The sequence below is a fragment of the Ramlibacter pallidus genome (assembly GCF_015070875.1).
GTDB lineage: Bacteria > Pseudomonadota > Gammaproteobacteria > Burkholderiales > Burkholderiaceae_C > Ramlibacter > Ramlibacter pallidus.
Genome location: NZ_JADDIV010000004.1, coordinates 670,790 through 691,431 on the forward strand (window position 1 = coordinate 670,790; position 20,642 = coordinate 691,431).

A 20,642-nucleotide genomic window follows, 5' to 3' on the forward strand; every position below is an offset into this window, starting at 1 on the left:
TGGTGGCGCCCCCTTGAGGGGGAGGCGCCGTAGGCGCTTCGGGGGTGGGTCAGATATTCAGGGGTGGGACGTCGACGAAGCGGCGTTCCTTCCAGCTTTGCAGCGCGGCTTCCACCAGCTGCACGCCCTTGGCGCCTTCCGGCAGCGTCCACTTGTACGGGGCATCCTCCACCACGTGGCGGATGAAGTGCTCCCACTGGATCTTGAAGCCGTTGTCGTAGAACTCCGTGTCCGGCACTTCCTGCCACTGCTCGGAGAAGTTCATCGTGTTCTTCACGTCCGGGTTCCAGACGGGACGCGGCGTGTTGACGCGGCTCTGCGCCTTGCAGCCGGTCAGCGTCGCAACCGCGGAGCCGTGCGTGCCGTCGACGTGGAAGGTGACCAGGTCTTCGCGGTTCACGCGCGTCGCCCACGACATGTTCAGCTGGGCGACGACCGGCTCGCCGTTGTGGCCCACCAGTTCGGCGATGGCATAGGCCGCGTCGTCGGCGGTCGCCGTGTACGGCTTGCCCTGCTCGTCCCAGCGCTGCGGGATGTGCGTGGCGCCCAGGCAGGAGATCGACTTGACTTCGCCGAACAGGTTGTCCAGCACGTACCGCCAGTGGCACATCATGTCCAGGATCATCCCGCCGCCGTCCTCGGCGCGGTAGTTCCAGCTGGGGCGCTGGATCGGCTGCAGGTCGCCCTCGAACACCCAGTAGCCAAACTCCAGGCGCAACGACAGCATGCGGCCGAAGAAGCCGGCGCGGCGCAGCATGTCGAGCTTGCGCAGCCCGGGCAGGAACAGCTTGTCCTGCACCGCGCCGTGCTTCAGGCCCGACTTGTTCGCGGTCTCGGCGATCTGCAGCGCTTCGGCCAGGGTGGTCGCGATGGGCTTCTCGCAGTACACGTGCTTGCCGGCGCGCAGCGCCTTGGCCAGCAGCGTCGGGCGCATCTGCGTCGTGCCGGCGTCGAAGAAGACGGTGTCGTCCTTGCTCTCCAGCGCGCGGTCGAGGTCGGTGCCCCAGCGCTCGATCTTGTGGGCGCGGGCCAGTGCCTCGATCTTCTCGGCGTTGCGGCCGATCAGGATCGGGTCCGGCATCACCTTGTCGCCGTTGGAGAGCGTGACGCCGCCCTGGTTGCGGATCGCCACGATGGAGCGGATCAGGTGCTGGTTCATGCCCATGCGTCCGGTGACGCCGTGCATGATGATCCCGAGACGTTGGGTTGCCATGGGTACTTCCTGTGGGGCTTAGTTCTGCACTTGGAGGCCGGCGGCCTTCACGAGGGCAGCGTTGCTCTTGATTTCGTCGCGGATGTAGGCGTCGAAGGCGGCCGGCTCGAGCGTCCAGGCGTCAGCGCCCAGGGTCACGAAGCGCTGCTTGACCTCGGGGTCCGCCAGCGCCTTGGCGACTTCGTCCTGCAGGCGGTTGACGATCGCGGCGGGCGTCTTGGCCGGCGCGAACATGCCGATCCAGAAATTGAACTCGGAGCCGGGCACGCCGGCTTCGGCGGTGGTCGGGACCTGGGGCAGGGCGGCGGCGCGGCGCGGCGAGCCCACGGCCAGCGGCAGCAGCTGGCCGTTGCGGATCTGGCCGATCACCGGCGCGATGGGCGAGAAGTAGTAGTCCACGCGGCCGGCGATCACCTCGGTGACGGCTTCGGCGGAACCCTTGAAGGGAATGTTCTGCGCGTCGATCTTCGCGGCCAGCTTGAACTTCTCGGCGTTGAGGTGGGTGGCGCTGCCCTGGCCGGCCGAGGCGAAGTTCAGCTTGCCCGGGTTGGCCTTGCCGTAGGCCAGCAGCTCCTGCAGCGTCTTGATGTTCTTGGCGGGCGAGATCACCAGCACGTTCGGCGTGGAGGAGATCGGCGTGATCGGCGTGAAGTCGGCGACCGTGTCGAAGGGCAGCTTGGCGAAGGTGTGCGGGCTGACCGTGTGCGACGACGAGTGGATCATGATCGTGTAGCCGTCCGGCGCGGCCTGCGCGACGGCGGCCTGCCCGATCGTGCCGCTGGCACCGCCGCGGTTTTCCACCACCAGCTGCTGGCCCATGCTCTGGCCCATCTTGTCGGAGATGGCGCGCGCGATGATGTCCGTGGTGCTGCCCGTCGGGAAGGGCACGATCACGCGGATCGGCTTGTTCGGGTAGGCGGACTGCGCCGAGGCCGCGAAGGGCAGGGCGAGCGCGGCGGCGAGGCTGAGGGCGAGGGTGCGGCGAGTGAACACGGGTTGTCTCCTGTGCGGGGTTGGTTAATTCACTATCTGGTGAATTATAGGGCGCTCGCCGGCGCTGGCAAGCCCATCCGGCCGGCGCGCGATCAGGCGTGCAGCAGGTAGCCCAGGATCACGTCCGTCATGTGCGACAGGCGTTCGCTGCGGGCCTTGGGCGTGAGCAGGTCGCGGCCGAAGATGGCCGACAGCGTGTGGCTGTTGGAGAGGTAGAAATACGCGAGGCCCGCGATCGACACGTACAGCTGCACCGGGTCGACGCCGCCGCGGAAGGTGCCTTCGCGGCGGCCGCGCTCCAGCACGGCCGCGAGCGTGTCCACCAGCGGCGAGTTGAGCTCCTGCGCCCGGCGCGACTCGACGAGGTGGCGGCCCTTGTGCAGGTTCGCGCTGTTCAGCAGCGTCATGAACTCGGGGTGCGCGAGGTAGTAGTTCCAGGTGAACTCGATGAGGCGGCGCACCGCCGTCGCCGGCTCGAGCTCGGTCAGGTGCAGCTGCATCTCCTGCTCGCGGATGTCGCGGTAGGCCTGCTCCAGCACCGCCTGGAACAGCTTCTCCTTGTCCTCGAAGTAGTAGTAGATCAGCCGCTTGTTGAGGCCCGCCCGCTCCGCGATGCGGTCCATGCGCGCGCCGCCCAGCCCGAACTCGGCGAACTCGTCGCGGGCCGCGGCTAAGATGGTGCCCTGCGACCGGTCGGCATCGCGCAGGCGCTCCTCGCTGGCAGGGCTGGGGTCTCGGGCCATGTCCTGATAATTCACGTTTCAGTTAATTAAGTCAAGCACCATGAACCACGACCCGCAGCTGGCCGGCCACCTGATCGTCGAATGCCTGGTGGCGCAGGGGGTCACGCATGCCTTCGGCGTGCCGGGCGAGAGCTACCTCGCGGTGCTGGACGGCTTCCACAAGTATCGCGAAAAGATCCAGTTCGTCGTGAACCGCCAGGAGGGCGGCGCCGCCTTCATGGCGGATGCCGCGGGCAAGATGACGAACCGCCCCGGCATCTGCTTCGTCACGCGCGGCCCGGGCGCCACCAACGCCTCGATCGGCGTGCACACCGCGTTCCAGGATTCCACGCCCATGGTGCTGTTCGTCGGCGACGTCGCCAGCGACCAGCGCGACCGCGAGGCTTTCCAGGAGGTCGAGTACCACAGCTTCTTCGGCCCGAGCACCAAGGGCATGGCCAAGCGCGTCGAGCGCATCGACGAGCCCGACCGCATCCCCGAGTACGTCGCGCGTGCCTTCGCCACCGCCATGAACGGCCGTCCCGGGCCGGTGGTGCTGGTGCTCCCCGAGGACATGCTCACGAAGTCCACCGCGGCGCGGCCGCTGCCGCGCGTCGACGCCGTCGAATCGTGGAGCGACCCGGGTGCGCTCCGTACCCTGCGCGAGTTGTTGCTGGCCGCGAAGAAGCCCTTCGTGGTCGCTGGCGGCGGCGGCTGGACGCCGCAGGCCGCGCAGGCGCTGCAGCGCTTCGCCGAGAACTGGAAGCTGCCGGTGGGCAACGCCTTCCGCTTCCAGGACACCTTCGACAACCACCATCCGCTGTACGCCGGCGACGTGGGCATCGGCATCAACCCGAAGCTGGCGGCGCGCGTGCGCGAGAGCGACCTGGTGATCGCCATCGGGCCGCGCCTGGGCGAGATGACCACCGGCGGCTACACGCTGCTGAAGCCGCCCAGGCCGGCGCAGAAGCTGGTGCACATCCACGCCAGTGCCGAGGAGCTGAACCGCGTCTACCAGGCCGACCTGGCGATCAACGCGACGATGAACGCGGCGGCGCGTTCGCTGGAGGTGCTGACGGCCCCGCCGGACGTGCCCTGGGGCGGGGACTGGGCGGCCTCGGCGAACGCCGATTACCTGGAGAACCTGAAGCCGCAGAAGCTGCCGGGTGACATCGACATGCCGGCCATCGTGGGCCTGCTGCAGAAGCACCTGCCGGCCGATGCGCTCGTCACCAACGGCGCCGGCAACTTCGCGTCGTGGACGCACCGCTTCTTCAAGCACCACGGCCTGGCCAAGGGGCACAAGACCCAGCTCGCGCCGACCTCCGGTGCGATGGGCTACGGCGTGCCGGCGGGCATCGCGGCCAACATCGTGTCCGGGCGCGTGGCGCTCACGATGGCGGGCGACGGCGATTTCCTGATGACGGGGCAGGAGCTCGCGACGGCGACCCAGTGCGGCGCGAAGTCCATCATCGTCGTGCTGAACAACGGCATGTACGGCACGATCCGGATGCACCAGGAGCGCGAGTACCCGGGCCGGGTGGAGAGCGCGGGCACGACGCTGAAGAACCCGGACTTCGTCGGCCTGGCGAAGGCCTACGGCTACGAGGGCGTGCGCATCACGAAGACCGCCGAGTTCGAGGCGCAGCTGGTGGCGGCGCTGGAGCGCCCCCAGGGCACGCTCATCGAGGTGATGCTGGACCCGGAGGTCATCACCACGCGCGGCACGCTCAGCGGCATCCGGGAAGCGGCGCTGAAGAGATGAACGTCTCCCCGCCTGCGCGGGAATGACGGAACGCCCATGAAAAAGGCCGGCTCGCGCCGGCCTTGTCAGTACAGGCGGGGCCTGCTTACTTGACGTGCTTGCCGATCAGGCCGGCCATTTCGAACATGGACACCTGGCCCTTGCCGAACAGGGCACGCAGCTTGTCGTCGGCGTTGACCATGCGCTTGTTCTGCTGGTCCTGCAGCTTGTTCTTCTTGATGTAGGCCCACAGCTTCGACACGATTTCGGTGCGCGGCAGGGGAGCCGGACCGACGACCGCGGCCAGGGACTGGTCCGGGGTCAGCGGCTTCATGAACGCCGCGTTCGGGGTGCGCTTCTTCGCGGGGGCCTTTTTCGCGGCGGCCTTCTTGGCGGGAGCGGCCTTCTTCGCCGCGGCCTTCTTCGCGGGAGCAGCCTTCTTCGCCGGGGCGGCCTTCTTCGCGGCGGCCTTCTTCGCCGGAGCCGCCTTCTTGGCAGCGGCCTTCTTCGCCGGAGCCGCCTTCTTCGCCGGCGCCTTCTTCGCCGCCGATTTCTTCGCAGTTGCCATGATTTGATTTCCTTCTAGAAGTTGATGAACCACCAGCGAAAACTGCAGTTCCTCTGGCAGTGCGGATGCTAATGGAGAAAAACAGCGCTTCCAAGCGAAAACAGCGCTTTTTCGCTGGGAGATGTTGCTTTTTCATCCGCGCGCGGAGGCGGTTTTCCCTCTGAAGATCAGCAGCACGCCCGCGAGGATCACGCCGCACGCGAGCCATTCGCCGCCCGAGAGCGCCTCCCCGGCGACGAGCACCCCCAGCGCGAGGGCGATCACGGGGTTCACGAAGGCGTAGCTCGTGGCCAGCGCGGGGCTCGCGTGCGCCAGCAGGTACAGGTACGCGCTGAACGCCACCAGCGAGCCGAACACCACGAGGTAGGCCCACGCCGCGAGCGCGAGCGGCTGCGGCGGTGCGGCGAACTGCTCACCCAGTGCGAGAGAAAGCGCCATCAACACCGCGCCGCCACACAACATTTCGCTGGCGAATCCGGCGGCGCCGGGGGCGAGCGGCAGCCGGTTCGTGGAGAGCACGGAGCCCAGCGACCACGCCAGCGTGGCGCCCGCGATGGACGCGAGTCCCTGCGGCGACGCGTCGAACTGCGAGCCGCGCACCAGCATCAGCACGCCGGCGACGCCGACGGCCATCCCCGCCAGTTCCAGCTTGTGCGGGCGCTGGCCGAACAGCAGCCCCCAGCCGCAGACCAGCATCGGCACCACCGCGATGAACGCGGCCGCCAGCCCCGAACCCACGTGCTGCTCCGCGCTCGCGGTCAGGCCCATGCCGCCGCCCAGCATCAGGGCGCCGATCACCAGAGCATTGCGCCATTCCCACGGCGTCGGCAGCCGTGTGGCACCCCGCCGGGCCTGCCACAGCACCCATGCCATCAGCAGGCCGCCGGCGGCGAGGAAGCGTGTGCCCATCTGGAAGAACGGCGGGAAGCTGACCAGGGCGAAGCGGATGGCCAGGTAGGTGGAGCCCCAGACCACGTAGCAGGCGAGCAGGGCGGGGACGAGCAGGGCGGGACGGGCGGCGGCGGAGGCCAGGGGCGCGACGGCGGTGTTCATGGAGTGATCGTAAGTTGCGCCGGTCGGCGGTTCCATCGATGATTCAAGGTCATCTCCACTGCCGGCCTTGATTTCCAAGGTTATCCGCCATGCCGACCGAAGTTCCGGAACTCGACGCCTACGACACCCGCATCCTCGCCGAGCTGCAGCGCGATGCCCGCACCAGCATGGCGGAGCTCGGCCGCCTGGTGCACCTGTCGCAGCCGGCCGTGACCGAACGGGTGCGCAAGCTGGAGATGGCCGGCTTCATCAAGGGCTACCGCGCCGTGGTGGACTACCAGCGGCTCGGGTACGGCATCCGCGCCATCGTCCGGGTCGGCCGGGTGGAGTACGCCCGGGTGGTGAAGCTGATCGAGCAGACGCCGGAGGTGGTGAACGCCTTCAACGTCACCGGCGAGGACAGCTGGATCCTGGAGATCGCCGTGATCGACGTCGAGCACCTGGACGCGGTGGTCACGAAGTTCTGCCTGGTCACCGAGACTTCGACGTCGATCGTCCTGAACGTTCCGCGCGAGCACGCGACCGTGCTGCCGGCGCGGCGCGAGAACATCCGCCCGGCGATCCGGAAGGTGACCGGGCGCTAGCGCCGCTGCGCGGCGCGCGTCCGGTCATCCCCGCGCAGGCGGGGATCCAGCCCGGCTCTGCGAAGGCAGCGTCGCCAGCACGACGCCCGCCAGCGCCAGTGCGAACGCCAGCACCTGCAGGCCGGACAGCGTCTCGCCCAGCACCAGCACGCCCACCAGCCCGGCGGACACCGGCAGCATGGCGGTGAACACGCCCGCCTGCGCCGCCGGCACCACCTTCAGCCCGGTCATCCACAGCCACACGCTCCAGATGCTCGCGGCCAGTGCGTAGAACACCAGCAGCACCCACGAGCCCGCGCCGACGCCGCCGAAGTCGAACCGCAGCGCGGCCCAGAGGCCGAACGGCGTGACCAGCGCGAAGCCCCAGAGGTTGATGACGGCCGTGATGCGCTTCGGCCCCATGACGCCGGTCAGCGCCTTGCCGATCACCGCATAGGCCGCCTCGCAGACCACTGCGCCGAACACCAGCAGGTTGCCCAGCCAGGCCCACTCCGCGTTGCCGTGGCCCTGCGCCGGCTTCGCGCCCGCCAGCAGCGCGACCCCGAGCGCGGCACACGCGATGGCCACCCAGGTGCGGCCGGAGATCGCCTCGCGCAGGAACACGCGGCTCAGGAGCGCCACGGTCGCGGGGATCGTCGCCATGATCACGCCGGCGGACACGGCGCTGGTCAGGCTCACGCCGAACAGCATGCACAGCGAGAACAGGAAGTTGCCCAGGAAGGATTCCAGGAACAGCAGGCGGTGCGTGCGCGCCGTCAGCGGCGGCTCGCCGGCCGGCCTGCGCAGCCAGTGCAGCATGGCCAGCCCCCCGATGCCGAAGCGCAGCCAGGCCAGCAGGAACACCGGAATGGCGGCCACCAGCGGCTTGGACAAGGCCACGTAGCTGCCGACGAGGGCCATGCTGAGCGCAAGGCAGGCATAGGCCATCGGCCGGCTGGAAACGATGCTCATCGACAATGGCGTCCGCGCAAAAAACCGCCGCATCATGCCTGAAGCCCCTGATCGCCACGTCTTCGTCTACGGCACCCTGCGCCGCGGGGGGCGCAACGACATCAACCGGCTCGCGCCTGCGCCGGATTACGTCGGCATGGGTGAAGTGCGTGGGGTGCTTTACCACCTGGACTGGTATCCCGGCCTCACGCTGGGAGGCGAGGAGGCCGTGACCGTGGTGGGCGAGGTCTACCGGATCACGCCGGCGCTCGAGGAAATCCTCGACGGCATCGAGCAGATCGTGCCCGGCGCGGACAGCGAATACTTCAAGCGCGAGATCGACGTGCAGGTGGAGGGCCGGGCCGTGGCCTGCCTGGTGTACGAGGTGAACCCCGAGCGCGTGAAGGACAAGCAGGTGATCGGGCACGGCGACTGGATCGTTTTTCATACGAGCTGATTTGCTTTTCGCATCGCGGAATCTGGCGGTTGTGCGCCGCCGCAAAATTTCTCGATATAAGAAAGAACTTGCCACATTGCAAAACTCAGACCGCAAGTTGTTGATTCGAAACGAAAATAAAAACAGTCTTGTATAAGACACAAGAGGTGCACGAAGTCTTCTACAAGACTTAAAGTTCACTCCAACGCGGCGGACCGCCGCCGCCCCGGTTTCGACATCAACCCTTGGAGTGCACATGAGCAACTGGACCCACCTCACGCGTGAACAGCAGATCGCCCAGCTGGAAAAGGACTGGGCCGAGAACCCGCGCTGGAAAGGCATCAAGCGCGGCTACAGCGCCGCCGACGTGGTCAAGCTGCGCGGTTCGCTGCAGATCGAGCACACGCTGGCCAAGCGCGGCGCCGAGAAGCTGTGGACCCTGATCAACACCGAGCCCTTCGTCGCGACGCTGGGCGCGCTGACGGGCAACCAGGCCATGCAGCAGGTCAAGGCCGGCCTGAAGGCGATCTATCTCTCCGGCTGGCAGGTCGCCGGCGACGCCAACAGCAACGGCGAGATGTACCCCGACCAGTCGCTGTACTCGGTGGACTCCGTGCCGAAGGTCGTCAAGAAGATCAACAACACCTTCGCGCGTGCCGACCAGATCCAGTGGAGCGAGGGCAAGGGCCCGGGCGACGAGGGCTACGTCGACTACTTCGCCCCCATCGTGGCAGACGCCGAAGCCGGCTTCGGCGGCGTGCTGAACGCCTTCGAGCTGATGAAGGCCATGATCGAGGCAGGTGCCGCCGCGGTGCACTTCGAGGACCAGCTGGCTTCCGTCAAGAAGTGCGGCCACATGGGCGGCAAGGTGCTGGTGCCGACGCGCGAAGCCGTCGCCAAGCTGGTGGCCGCCCGCCTGGCCGCCGACGTGATGGGCACCCCCACCGTGCTGCTGGCCCGCACGGACGCGGAAGCCGCGGACCTGGTGACCACCGACGTCGACGAGACCGACAAGCCCTTCCTGACCGGTGAGCGCACGGTGGAAGGCTTCTACCGCACGAAGAAGGGCTTCGACCAGGCGGTGAGCCGCGGCCTGGCCTATGCCGAGTACGCCGACCTGATCTGGTGCGAGACCGGCACGCCGGACCTGAAGTTCGCCAAGGATTTCGCGGACGCGATCCACGCCAAGTTCCCGGGCAAGCTGCTGGCCTACAACTGCTCGCCGTCGTTCAACTGGAAGAAGAACCTCGACGACGCCACCATCGCCAAGTTCCAGAAGGAGCTGGGCGCCATGGGCTACAAGTACCAGTTCATCACGCTGGCCGGCTTCCACAGCCTGAACTACTCGATGTTCGAGCTGGCCCACGGCTACGCCCGCAACAACATGACGGCCTTCGTCGAACTGCAGCAGAAGGAGTTCGCCGCCGCCGACAAGGGCTTCACCGCCGTGAAGCACCAGCGCGAGGTCGGCACCGGCTACTTCGACGCCGTGACCACGACGATCGAGGCGCAGTCGTCCACCGCGGCCCTGAAGGGGTCGACGGAAGACGAGCAGTTCTTCGAGGAGAAGAAGGCCGCCTGACCCGCGTTTCCCGGCAGAAGAAGCAGCAAGGCCCCGCCCCGGCGGGGCCTTCGCTTTTGGCGCGGCGGGCTGGACTTCTCCCCCGGACGCCCGCTACAGTCGGGCCATCTCAGCAGTGGAGACCGTGATGTCCGCTTCCACCGACGACCGCACCGGCGTGTTCAACCTGCGCGACCTGGGCGGCGCCCCTTGCCCGGACTGCCACGGCACGGGCGAATTGCGCATCGACAGCGAGAACATCAACGAGCACTTCGAGGTGGAGAAGCAGACCGTCATCACCCAGTGCGCGCGCTGCGCCGGCACCGGCCGCGTGGCCGCGGGGTAGAATCGGCGCATCCACGAGCAACAAGGGCGAGAAAGGCATGCTGGTTATGACACCGCGAACTACCTCGGAAGGTTCCACGACCCGCTAGGGTCGCGTCGTCGCGCGTCACCAGTTCTCCCCATCCCCAGACTGAAAGCGCGGCTCCCCCGCGCTTTTTTGTTGCCTGAACGCATCGCACCATGATCCAGATCACGCTTCCCGACGGTTCCCGACGTGAGTTCCCCGGCCCCATGACGGTGGCCGACGTCGCCGCCTCCATCGGCCCCGGCCTGGCCAAGGCCGCCATCGCCGGCAAGGTCGACGGCAAGGTGGTCGACACCACGTACACGATCCGCGACAACGCCCAGGTGGCGATCGTCACGCCCAAGGACCCGGAGGGGCTGGACGTGATCCGCCATTCGACGGCGCACCTGCTGGCCTATGCCGTCAAGGAGCTGTTCCCGGACGCGCAGGTCACCATTGGCCCGGTCATCGAGCACGGCTTCTACTACGACTTCGCGTACAAGCGCCCGTTCACGCCGGAGGACCTGGCCGCCATCGAGAAGCGGATGGCGGAACTCGCGGCGAAGGACGAGCCCGTCACGCGGCGCGTGCTGCCGCGCGACGAGGCGGTGCGGCACTTCCAGTCGATCGGCGAGGCCTACAAGGCCGAGATCATCGGCAGCATCCCGCAGGGCGAGGAAGTCTCGCTGTACGCCGAGGGCGGCTTCGAGGACCTCTGCCGCGGCCCGCACGTGCCCAGCACGGGCAAGCTGAAGCATTTCAAGCTGATGAAGGTGGCCGGCGCCTACTGGCGCGGCGACCACCGCAACGAGATGCTGCAGCGCGTCTATGGCACGGCCTGGGCGACGAAGGAGGAACTCCAGCAGTACCTGACGATGCTGGAGGAAGCCGAGAAGCGGGACCACCGCAAGCTGGGCCGCGAGCTCGACCTGTTCCACATCGACGACGTCGCGCCCGGCGTGGTGTTCTGGCACCCCAAGGGCTGGGCGATCTGGCAGGCGGTGGAGCAGTACATGCGCCAGGTCTACAAGGACACGGGCTACCAGGAGGTGAAGGGCCCGCAGATCCTGGACCGCAGCCTGTGGGAGAAGACGGGCCACTGGCAGAACTACCGCGAGAACATGTTCACGACGGAGTCGGAGAAGCGCGACTATGCGCTCAAGCCGATGAACTGCCCCGGCCACGTGCTGATCTTCAAGTCGCAGCTGCGCAGCTACCGCGACCTGCCGCTGCGCTACGGCGAGTTCGGCCAGTGCCACCGCAACGAGCCCTCCGGCGCGCTGCACGGGATCATGCGGGTGCGCGGCTTCACGCAGGACGACGGCCATGCCTTCGTCACCGAGGACCAGATCCTGGACGAATGCGTGGCGTACACGGCCAAGCTGCAGGAGGTCTACCGCGACTTCGGGTTCACGGACATCCTCTACAAGGTCGCCACGCGGCCGGAAAACCGGGTCGGTTCCGACGCGCTGTGGGACAACGCGGAACACGCCTGCATGGAGGCGCTGCGCCGTTCCGGGGTGGAGTTCGTCGTCTCGCCGGGCGACGGCGCCTTCTACGGCCCGAAGATCGAATACACGCTCAGGGACGCGCTGGGCCGGCACTGGCAGTGCGGCACGATGCAGGTCGACTTCAACACGGCCGAGCGCCTGGGCGCGGAATATGTCACGGAGACGAGCGGCCGCGCCCACCCGGTGATGCTGCACCGGGCCATCGTCGGCAGCCTCGAGCGTTTTATCGGCATGCTCATCGAGCACCACGCCGGCGCCCTGCCGGCCTGGATCGCGCCGGTGCACGCGGTGGTGCTGAACATCACCGGCGGACAGGCGGATTACGCCGAATCAGTGGCCAAAACGCTGAGGAATCAAGGGCTTAGGGTGGAGCTGGATCTGCGCAACGAGAAGATCACGTATAAAATACGCGAGCATTCGCTGCAGAAGCCGCCCTATCTCCTCGTCGTTGGCGACAAGGAGAAGGCGGCTGGTGCCGTCGCAGTGCGCGCCCGGGGCAACCAGGACCTGGGGGTGATGTCGCTGGAGGACTTCTCGAAGAGGGTCGCCGAAGACATCGCCGGCAAGCGCTGAATCTTACAGGATCATGCCGCAAGCCGCGTGCATCAAGGCGGTCATGCTACGAATATCGTAGCCAACTTTGAATTGAAGGATTTGGACCATCGCTACTGAATTTCGCGACCGCCGCCAGCGCGAGGAACGCAAGCACCGCCTGAACCGGGAGATCATGGCCCCGGAAGTCCGCCTGAGCGGACCCAACAACGAGCCCCTGGGCATTGTCAGCCTGGCCGAGGCCCTGCGGATGGCAGGCGAGCTGGACGTCGACCTGGTCGAAATTGCCGCCACTGCGAATCCGCCGGTCTGCCGGCTGATGGACTACGGCAAGTTCAAGTACCAGGAGCAGAAGAAGGCCGCGGAAGCGAAGGCGAAGCAGACGGTCATCGAGATCAAGGAAATCAAGTTCCGCCCGGGCACCGACGACGGTGACTACAACATCAAGATGCGCAACATCCGGCGCTTCCTGGCGGAAGGCGACAAGTGCAAGATCACGCTGCGGTTCCGCGGCCGCGAGATCACGCACCAGGAAATCGGCATGGCGCTGCTGCAGCGCATCCGCGACGACCTGGGCGACACGATCATCGTGGAGCAGTTCCCGAAGCTGGAAGGCCGGCAGATGATCATGATGATCGCGCCGGGCAAGAAGAAGCCGGCGCCCGCGAAGCCCGCGGAAGCCGCGGCGGCACCGGCGACGACCACGACGTCGTCGTAGCAAGTTTCTAAGCCATCACGGTGGGTCGCCGCGGTGGCGGTGAAGGGGAGGCCCCTGGCCTTCCCGGAACCTTCGGGTTCCGAAACAAAAAGTGGCTCGGGGCCATCAAGGCGCGGGAGTTTCCCGCGACGCCTCACGAGCACAAACGAAGAAGGAGCATGTACATGCCCAAGATGAAGACCAAGAGCGGAGCCAAGAAGCGCTTCCGCGTCCGTCCCGGCGGGACGGTCAAGCGCGGCCAGGCCTTCAAGCGTCACATCCTGACCAAGAAGTCCACCAAGAACAAGCGCCACCTGCGGGGTGCGGTCGCTGTGCATGAGACCAACATGGGTCACATGGCGCAGATGCTGCCTTTCGCGGGCATCTAACGTAGACGAAGAAGGAGAACACACATGCCTCGCGTCAAACGTGGTGTAACGGCCCGCGCCCGCCACAAGAAGGTCCTCGCCCTCGCCAAGGGCTTCCGCGGCCGCCGCGGCAACGTCTTCCGCATTGCCAAAGAGGCAGTGATGAAGGCGGGGCAATATGCCTACCGCGACCGCCGTGCCAAGAAGCGCGTCTTCCGCCAGCTGTGGATCGCCCGTATCAACGCCGCCGCGCGTGCGAACGGCCTGACCTACAGCCAGTTCGCCAACGGGATCCGCAAGGCGGGCATCGACATCGACCGCAAGGTCCTTGCCGACATCGCCTACCACGACCCGGCGGCGTTTACCGGCATCGTGAACCAGGTGAAGGCCAAGCTGGCGGCTTGAGTTCGCCCGGCCCCTGTCTGGCAACAGGCGGTGGCCGGTCCAACCCCTCAGGACAGGGCTAGGGCTGCGAGGCGCTAGCCCTGTTTTTTTCTCCCATGACCATCCAAGAATTCGATTCCATCGTCGGCAGCGCGCGCGACGCCTTCGCGAAGGCGGGGACGCCGGCCGAACTGGAGAACGCCAAGGCGCAGTTCGTCGGCAAGTCCGGCCGCATCACGGAGCTGATGAAGGGCCTGGCCGCGCTCTCCGTGGAGGAGAAGAAGACCCGCGGCGCGGCGATCAACCAGGCCAAGCAGGCGATCGAGGCGGCCCTGGCGGAGCGCCGGCAGGCCCTGGCCGACGCCGAACTGGAGGCGCAGCTGAAGGCCGAGGCGCTGGACGTCTCGCTGCCCGGGCGCGTGCGCGAGCCGGGCGGCCTGCACCCGGTCAGCCTCACGATGGAACGCATCGAGCTGATCTTCGCCAGCATGGGCTTCGACGTGGCCGACGGCCCGGAGGTCGAAAGCGACTGGCACAGCTTCACCTCGCTGAACAACCCGCCCAACCACCCGGCGCGTTCGATGCAGGACACGTTCTACGTGGACCTCAACGGCGACGATGGCATCCCGTACAACCTGCGGCCGCACACCAGCCCGATGCAGGTGCGCTACGCCCACCAGCACATCAAGCGCTACGCCGAGGCCGTGAAGCGCGGCGAGCCGATGCCGGAGATCCGCGTGATCGCGCCCGGGCGGACCTACCGCGTCGACAGCGACGCGACGCACTCGCCCATGTTCCACCAGTGCGAAGGCCTGTGGCTGGGCGAGAACGTGAGCTTCAAGGACCTGAAGGTCGTCTTCACGGACTTCTGCCGCACGTTCTTCGAGAGCGATGACCTCGCGCTGCGCTTCCGCCCGAGCTTCTTCCCCTTCACGGAGCCGAGCGCCGAGATCGACATCCAGTTCCAGAGCGGGCCGCTGGCCGGCCGCTGGCTGGAGGTCGCCGGTTCGGGCCAGGTGCATCCCACGGTCGTGCGCAACATGGGGCTCGACCCCGAGAAGCACATCGGCTTCGCCTTCGGCATGGGTCCCGACCGCCTGACCATGCTGCGCTATGGCGTGAACGACCTGCGGCTGTTCTTCGACGGCGACATCCGCTTCCTGCGCCAATTCCGATGATGGCTCCCCCCCGAAGCGCCTTCGGCGCCTCCCCCTCAAGGGGGCGCCCCCAGCGGCCCGGCGAAGCCGGTTCCGCGGCGGCACGCGACAAGACACCTGAGTCCGATAGATAAGACGTATGCAATTCCCCGAGTCCTGGCTGCGCGCGTTCTGCAACCCGCCGCTGACCACGCAACAGATCGCCGACACGCTCACCATGGGCGGGCTGGAGGTCGAGGACCTCCGTCCCGTCGCGCCGCCGTTTTCGAAGGTCGTCGTCGGCGAGATCAAGGAAGCCGTGCAGCACCCCAATGCCGACCGCCTGCGGGTGTGCCAGGTCGACGTGGGACAGGGCACGTTGCTGAACATCGTCTGCGGGGCGCCCAATGCGCGCGTGGGGATCCGGGTGCCGACGGCGCTCGTGGGCGCCGAACTGCCGCCCGGCGAAGACGGCAAGCCGTTCGCGATCCAGCTGGGCAAGCTGCGCGGCGTCGAGAGCCAGGGCATGCTCTGCTCGGCCCGCGAACTGCAGCTCTCCGAGGACCATGGCGGGCTGCTCGAGCTGGATGCGTCCGCCCCGCTCGGCAAGGACCTGCGCGAGGTGCTGAACCTCGACGACCACGTCTTCACGCTCAAGCTCACGCCGAACCTGGCGCACGCGCTGTCGGTGTACGGCGTTGCGCGCGAACTCTCGGCGCTCACCGGCGCCCCGCTGCAGGAACCGAAGTTCGATCCGGTCCCTCCCAAGCACGATGCGAAGCTGAAGGTGAAGGTCAGCGCGCCTGACCTGTGCGGCCGCTTTTCCGGCCGCGTGATCCGCAACGTGGACACCAAGGCGAAGACGCCGCAGTGGATGGTCGAGCGCCTGGCCGGCTGCGGCCAGCGCAGCGTGACCGCGCTGGTGGACATCTCGAACTACGTGATGTTCGAGTTCGGCCGGCCGTCGCACATCTTCGACCACGACAAGATCCACGGCGGGCTCGACGTGCGCTGGGGCCGCAAGGGGGAGCAGCTCAAGCTGCTGAACGGCAACACCATCGAGGTGGACGAGAAGGTCGGCGTCATCGCCGACGACGCGCAGGTCGAGTCGCTCGCCGGCATCATGGGCGGCGACGCTACCGCCGTGTCCGACGACACGAAGAACGTCTACGTCGAGGCGGCCTTCTGGTGGCCCGAGGCGGTGCAGGGGCGCTCGCGCCGCTTCAACTTCTCCACCGATGCGGGGCACCGCTTCGAGCGCGGCGTGGACCCGGTGCAGACCGTGGACCACATCGAGCACATCACCCGCCTGATCCTGGACATCTGCGGCGGCGAGGCCGGGCCGATGGACGACCAGCTGGCGAAGTTGCCGGAACGCAAGCCGGTGAGCCTGCGCGTGGCGCGCGCGGCCAAGGTGATCGGCATGCCGGTGACCGAAGCGCAGTGCGTCGACGCGTTCGCCCGGCTGCGGCTGCCGGCCCGGTCCGAAGCCGGCGTGGTCACCGTCACCCCGCCGCCGTACCGCTTCGACCTTTCCATCGAAGAGGACCTGATCGAGGAAGTGGTGCGCGTGATCGGCTACGACCGGCTGCCGACCACGCCGCCGCTGGCGCCGATCACGGCCAAGCTGCCGCCCGAGAACCGCCGCAGCCGGTTCGCCGTGCGCCGCCTGCTCGCCGGCCTGGGCTACCAGGAGACGATCAACTTCAGCTTCGTCGAAGCGCAGTGGGAGAAGGACCTGGCGGGCAACGCCAACCCGATCCAGCTGCTGAACCCGATCGCCAGCCAGATGAGCGTGATGCGTTCCTCGCTGCTCGGCTCGCTGCTGCAGGTGCTGAAGTTCAACCTGGACCGCAAGGCCGAGCGCGTGCGCGTGTTCGAGCTCGGGCGCGTGTTCGTGCGCGACGACGGCGTGCAGACGACCGACACCACCGTGCGCGGCGTGCGCCAGCCGATGAAGGTGGCGGGACTGGCCTATGGCCCGCCGGACGGCCTGCAGTGGGCGCGCAAGGCGGGGCAGGGCGACTTCTACGACATGAAGGGCGACGTGCAGGCGCTGCTGGCGCCGCTGCAGGCGGAGTTCTCGCCCGGCACGCACCCGGCGATGCATCCGGGCCGCTGCGCCGTGATCCGCATCGATGGCCGCGAGGTCGGCTTCGTCGGCGAGCTGCACCCGCGCTGGCGCCAGCAGTGGGAGCTGCCGCAGACGCCGCTGCTGTTCGAACTGGACCTCGACGCCGTGGCCGCGCGCCGCGTCCCGGTGTTCGAGCCGGTGCCGCGCTTCCAGCCGGCCGAGCGCGACATCGCCGTCATCGTGGCCGACACGGTGACGCACGACCAGCTGATGGCCGCCATCCGCTCCGCCGATACCGGCGGCCTGCTGCGCCACGCCATGCTGTTCGACGTGTACAAGCCGCAGCAGGCGACCGCCGGTCTGGCGATGCACGAGAAGAGCCTGGCCGTGCGCTTGACGCTCGCGCGCAGCGACGCGACACTGACCGACGACCAGATCGAATCGGCCGTGCGCGCGGTGGTGGAGCGGGTCGGCGCGCAACTGGGCGCCCGCCTGAGGGGATGAGGACGTGGCGGAGCTGACAACGACAAGCGCTGTGAAGCGAGGGGACACCATGGAGTTTGCCGTCGAGAGCCTGGAAACCCCGGCGTTGACGAAGGCGCAGCTGGCGGAACTGCTGTTCGAGCAGATCGGCCTGAACAAGCGCGAGTCGAAGGACATGATCGATGCCTTCTTCGACCTGATCTCGGCCAGCCTGGTCGACGGGCAGGACGTGAAGATCTCCGGCTTCGGCAACTTCCAGATCCGCACCAAGGCACCGCGCCCGGGCCGCAATCCGCGCACCGGGGAAGCCATCCCGATCGAGGCGCGCCGCGTCGTGACCTTCCACGCCAGCCACAAGCTGAAGGAACAGATCCAGGGCAACGGCGCCGGCGGCGACGCCTGACGCCCGGGCGGCGTGGGGCCGGGCCGCCGGGCCGCCCGTCGCCGCCGCGCTACCTTAAGGCAACGGTCCGGCAAGGCCGCACGGACGCGCTTTGCATCCGTAGGGCTCTTAGAGTAACCTCGAAGCTTTCTCTCCTAGTAGATTGATTTCAATGGAGAAAGCACTCCCGGCGATCCCTGCCAAGCGCTACTTCACCATCGGTGAGGTCAGCGAGCTGTGTGGCGTCAAGCCCCACGTGCTACGGTATTGGGAGCAGGAGTTCACGCAGCTGCGGCCCATGAAGCGCCGCGGCAACCGCCGCTACTACCAGCACCACGAGGTGCTGATGATCCGGCGCATCCGGGACCTGCTGTACGACCAGGGCTTCACGATCAGCGGCGCGCGCAACAAGCTGCAGGAGATCGTGCAGGGCGAGCGCGACAAGCGCCGCGCCGGCGAGGTGATGCTCGAGGGGGTCGAGGTCATCGAGGTCGAGGAGTCGTCGTTCGGCGAAAGCCAGTTCGAGGACGCCCCGCCCGAAGAGCGCGACATGATCTCGCACAGGCTGCAGCTGCTGCGCCGCGAGCTGTTCGAAATCCGCGACCTGCTCAGTTCCGCGCACTGACCGCGAAGCAGGTCTTCCACTCGCGTTATACTTGCGGGCTCGGCGTGTAGCGCAGCCTGGTAGCGCACTTGCATGGGGTGCAAGGGGTCGCGAGTTCGAATCCCGCCACGCCGACCAACATCCGGAACAGCCGATGTGCCGCAAGGCACATCGGCTGCTTTCATTTGGATTGCACGCGCGGTGCAGCGGGCATAATGGATGGGCATGGCCTCCGTCGTATTCGCTGATCTCGTTGGGAGCACTGGCATCTTCGAGCGGCTCGGTGACGAGACCGCCGGACGCTTCGTCACCCAGCTGACCACGGCGCTGGCCAAGATCTTCGAACAGCACAACGGCCGGGTCGTGAAGCTCCTGGGCGACGGACTGTTCGTGGTCTTCCCCGCGGAAACGCAGGCGCTCACCGCCTGCATCGCGATCCAGCGGCGGCTTTCCGACCGCCCCGTCTACCCCGCCGGCATGCGCTCGCCGATCCAGATGCAGATGGGCCTCGAGTCCGGCGAAGTGGTCGAGATCGACGGCGACTGCTACGGAGACGCCGTCAACAGCGCGGCGCGCCTCGCGGACCTCGCCGGCGCCGACCAGATCCTCACCAGCCAGCGCGTGCGCGACCTGCTGCCGCCCGAACACCAGGAACTCCTGCGCTCGCTCGGTCCGATGTACCTGCGGGGCAAGGCCGATGCCACGGAGGTGTACCGCGTCAACTGGGACGCCGAACGCGATGCCGAAGCCACGGTGATGGGCGTCTCCATGTTCGCCCCGGTGGGCAAGACGCACCTCGAGATCAGCATCGGCGACCAGAACCGCAAGCTCGACGCCGCGGGAGGGCGGCTCACGCTCGGCCGCGCTCGCGATGCCGACCTGTCGGTGAACGACACGCGCGTCTCGCGCCTGCACGCCGCCATCGAATGGGTCGGCGGGCACTTCATCCTGAGCGACGCCTCGAGCTTCGGCACCTGGGTGTACTTCGGCGACCAGCCGGAGCCCGTGGTCCTGCGCCGCACCGAGTGCTACCTCGTCGGCCACGGCTGGATCTCGCTGGGCTGCGACCGCAACGCCGAAGCGGCACCCCTCGCCAACTTCACCGTCGTCAGCTAGCCGTGGTGCTGGAACTGCTCGTTTCCGGCCCGGGGCTGGAAGTCACCCGGCGGCTGGGGCCGGGCGAGCCAGCGCTGATCCTCGGCCGGGATGCCGACTGCGCGATTTGCCTGCCCGACCCGGAACGCAACGTGTCGCGCCGGCACCTGAGCGTGTGGAACGATGGCGGCCAACTGCACTTCCACGTGCTCTCGGTGGTGAACGGCGTCCTGACCTCGGTCGGCGAACTGCCCCCGGGTGCGCGTGGCGTGCTCGCCGCTGGCGACGCCATCGAACTGTCGGCCTTTCGCATCGTGCTGCTGCCGCCCGGGGCCCAGCTGGCGCCGCCCGTCGGGGGGCCGGAAGCGGACCCGTGGGCCGAATTCCAGCGGCAGGCGGCCGAACTTGCCGGCGACGCGGGCCCCGAAACGGTGCCGGCCCCGCTCGACGACGATCCCTTCGGCGATTGGGGGTTCCAGAGCACCTTCGGTCCCGGCGCGCCGGGCGGCGGGTTGCACGCCGACGCGCTGCTGGCCGCCGAGGACCTGCAGCCGTTCTTCGCGGGCCTCGGCCTGGAGCGCGGTGCGCAGGGGAAGTACACGCAGGGCGAACTGGAGACGATGGGGCGGCTCACGCGCATCGCCCTGCAGGGGTTGCTGCAGGCCTACCAGGACGCCAACGACAGCCGGCGGCAGGTCCGCGCCGAGGAGCGGACGGTGCCGGAAGCGCGCGAGCTGAACCCCCTGCGCCTGGACACGCCGCTGGAGGCCAAGCTGTTCTACCTGTTCGGGGGGCAGGGAGCGGCCCACGGCTACGTGCCGCCCGACCGCGCCGTCGCCCAGGTGGTGACCGAGCTCACGGCGCACCAGCAGGCGATGGGCGACGCGGCCCGCGAGGCCCTCGACGGGGTCATCGCGGACTTCGACCCCGAAGCCATCAAGAAGCGGCTGCTGGGCGGCGGCACGCGCCTGTTCGAGTCGGCGCGTGCCTGGGACGCCTTCGTCCGCGAGTACGCGGAGCGCAGCGGCACCCGCGCCACCTGGGTCCAGCAGCTGCTGGAGAGGCATTTCGCCCGGGCCTACGCCAGGGCGCTCATGCGTGCGAAACGCAACACATCGGGCCGTCCGCCCTCCTGAGGAACTCAGCCTTGCAAGCAGGGGCAGGGCTAGAATGCATCTCCAACTGTTTCCCTTGGCGCTGCTG

At 67.8% G+C, this 20,642-nt stretch carries 21 protein-coding genes and 1 tRNA gene; 16 read left to right on the forward strand and 6 right to left on the reverse strand.

Annotation, left to right across the window (positions count from 1 at the left end; translation table 11 throughout):
- Window positions 1–49: 49 nt before the first annotated feature.
- From IM787_RS16620 to IM787_RS16630, 3 genes are all read right to left on the reverse strand, one after another.
- Window positions 50–1,213: a Gfo/Idh/MocA family protein gene (locus IM787_RS16620; protein ID WP_193677786.1), complete on the reverse strand. Its 1,164-nt coding sequence runs from the start codon at window positions 1,211–1,213 to the stop codon at window positions 50–52.
- Between the two features lie 18 nt (window positions 1,214–1,231).
- Window positions 1,232–2,206 carry a tripartite tricarboxylate transporter substrate binding protein gene (locus IM787_RS16625; RefSeq protein ID WP_193677787.1) on the reverse strand — a complete coding sequence of 325 codons (975 nt, stop codon included), beginning with the start codon at window positions 2,204–2,206 and terminating at the stop codon, window positions 1,232–1,234.
- A gap of 92 nt (window positions 2,207–2,298) precedes the next feature.
- Window positions 2,299–2,949: a TetR/AcrR family transcriptional regulator gene (locus IM787_RS16630; protein WP_193677788.1), complete on the reverse strand. Its 651-nt coding sequence runs from the start codon at window positions 2,947–2,949 to the stop codon at window positions 2,299–2,301.
- A gap of 40 nt (window positions 2,950–2,989) precedes the next feature.
- Here IM787_RS16630 and IM787_RS16635 point away from each other — a divergent pair, with 40 nt between their 5' ends.
- Entirely contained in the window at window positions 2,990–4,693 is a 1,704-nt protein-coding gene (locus IM787_RS16635; RefSeq protein WP_193677789.1) for a thiamine pyrophosphate-binding protein, read from the forward strand.
- Window positions 4,694–4,778: 85 nt separating this feature from the next.
- Here IM787_RS16635 and IM787_RS16640 read toward each other — a convergent pair whose 3' ends face one another.
- Window positions 4,779–5,240 carry an SWIB/MDM2 domain-containing protein gene (locus IM787_RS16640; RefSeq protein ID WP_193677790.1) on the reverse strand — a complete coding sequence of 154 codons (462 nt, stop codon included), beginning with the start codon at window positions 5,238–5,240 and terminating at the stop codon, window positions 4,779–4,781.
- A gap of 132 nt (window positions 5,241–5,372) precedes the next feature.
- The gene (yedA, locus tag IM787_RS16645) at window positions 5,373–6,293 is read right to left on the reverse strand and encodes a drug/metabolite exporter YedA (RefSeq protein WP_193677791.1); all 921 of its coding nucleotides are present in this window, start codon (window positions 6,291–6,293) and stop codon (window positions 5,373–5,375) included.
- Window positions 6,294–6,382: 89 nt separating this feature from the next.
- Between yedA and IM787_RS16650 the strand changes: the two genes are divergently transcribed.
- Window positions 6,383–6,877 (forward strand): Lrp/AsnC family transcriptional regulator, encoded by a 495-nt coding sequence (locus IM787_RS16650; protein WP_193677792.1) that lies wholly within the window; start codon window positions 6,383–6,385, stop codon window positions 6,875–6,877.
- A gap of 24 nt (window positions 6,878–6,901) precedes the next feature.
- On the opposite strand, the gene IM787_RS16655 is transcribed toward IM787_RS16650, so the two are convergent.
- Entirely contained in the window at window positions 6,902–7,828 is a 927-nt protein-coding gene (locus IM787_RS16655) for a DMT family transporter (protein WP_193677793.1), read from the reverse strand.
- Window positions 7,829–7,862: 34 nt separating this feature from the next.
- Between IM787_RS16655 and IM787_RS16660 the strand changes: the two genes are divergently transcribed.
- From IM787_RS16660 to IM787_RS16725, 14 genes are all read left to right on the forward strand, one after another.
- On the forward strand, window positions 7,863–8,264 hold the full coding sequence (locus IM787_RS16660; RefSeq protein ID WP_193677794.1) for a gamma-glutamylcyclotransferase family protein: 402 nt from the start codon (window positions 7,863–7,865) through the stop codon (window positions 8,262–8,264).
- 235 nt (window positions 8,265–8,499) lie between these two features.
- Entirely contained in the window at window positions 8,500–9,825 is a 1,326-nt protein-coding gene (gene aceA / locus IM787_RS16665; RefSeq protein ID WP_193677795.1) for an isocitrate lyase, read from the forward strand.
- Window positions 9,826–9,952: 127 nt separating this feature from the next.
- Window positions 9,953–10,150, forward strand: coding sequence for a hypothetical protein (locus tag IM787_RS16670; RefSeq protein ID WP_193677796.1), 198 nt, complete (start codon window positions 9,953–9,955; stop codon window positions 10,148–10,150).
- A gap of 179 nt (window positions 10,151–10,329) precedes the next feature.
- Window positions 10,330–12,237 (forward strand): threonine--tRNA ligase, encoded by a 1,908-nt coding sequence (thrS, locus tag IM787_RS16675; protein ID WP_193677797.1) that lies wholly within the window; start codon window positions 10,330–10,332, stop codon window positions 12,235–12,237.
- A 79-nt stretch (window positions 12,238–12,316) separates the two neighbouring features.
- A complete protein-coding gene (infC, locus tag IM787_RS16680; RefSeq protein WP_193677896.1) occupies window positions 12,317–12,934 on the forward strand; it encodes a translation initiation factor IF-3 in 618 nt (205 codons plus the stop codon).
- A 164-nt stretch (window positions 12,935–13,098) separates the two neighbouring features.
- A complete protein-coding gene (gene rpmI, locus IM787_RS16685) occupies window positions 13,099–13,302 on the forward strand; it encodes a 50S ribosomal protein L35 (protein ID WP_157396404.1) in 204 nt (67 codons plus the stop codon).
- Between the two features lie 24 nt (window positions 13,303–13,326).
- Window positions 13,327–13,686 carry a 50S ribosomal protein L20 gene (gene rplT, locus IM787_RS16690; RefSeq protein WP_171557186.1) on the forward strand — a complete coding sequence of 120 codons (360 nt, stop codon included), beginning with the start codon at window positions 13,327–13,329 and terminating at the stop codon, window positions 13,684–13,686.
- 101 nt (window positions 13,687–13,787) lie between these two features.
- The gene (gene pheS, locus IM787_RS16695; protein WP_193677897.1) at window positions 13,788–14,843 is read left to right on the forward strand and encodes a phenylalanine--tRNA ligase subunit alpha; all 1,056 of its coding nucleotides are present in this window, start codon (window positions 13,788–13,790) and stop codon (window positions 14,841–14,843) included.
- Between the two features lie 118 nt (window positions 14,844–14,961).
- Window positions 14,962–17,379 (forward strand): phenylalanine--tRNA ligase subunit beta, encoded by a 2,418-nt coding sequence (gene pheT / locus IM787_RS16700; protein ID WP_193677798.1) that lies wholly within the window; start codon window positions 14,962–14,964, stop codon window positions 17,377–17,379.
- Window positions 17,380–17,410: 31 nt separating this feature from the next.
- Complete coding sequence (locus IM787_RS16705) at window positions 17,411–17,761, forward strand: integration host factor subunit alpha (RefSeq protein WP_435531165.1); 351 nt, start codon at window positions 17,411–17,413, stop codon at window positions 17,759–17,761.
- Between the two features lie 151 nt (window positions 17,762–17,912).
- Entirely contained in the window at window positions 17,913–18,365 is a 453-nt protein-coding gene (locus IM787_RS16710) for a MerR family transcriptional regulator (RefSeq protein ID WP_193677800.1), read from the forward strand.
- Between the two features lie 40 nt (window positions 18,366–18,405).
- Window positions 18,406–18,482: transfer RNA gene (locus tag IM787_RS16715), tRNA-Pro, on the forward strand.
- An 87-nt stretch (window positions 18,483–18,569) separates the two neighbouring features.
- Window positions 18,570–19,460, forward strand: coding sequence for an adenylate/guanylate cyclase domain-containing protein (locus IM787_RS16720; RefSeq protein WP_193677801.1), 891 nt, complete (start codon window positions 18,570–18,572; stop codon window positions 19,458–19,460).
- Window positions 19,461–19,465: 5 nt separating this feature from the next.
- Complete coding sequence (locus IM787_RS16725) at window positions 19,466–20,575, forward strand: type VI secretion system-associated FHA domain protein (RefSeq protein ID WP_193677802.1); 1,110 nt, start codon at window positions 19,466–19,468, stop codon at window positions 20,573–20,575.
- The last annotated feature ends 67 nt before the right edge of the window (window positions 20,576–20,642 follow it).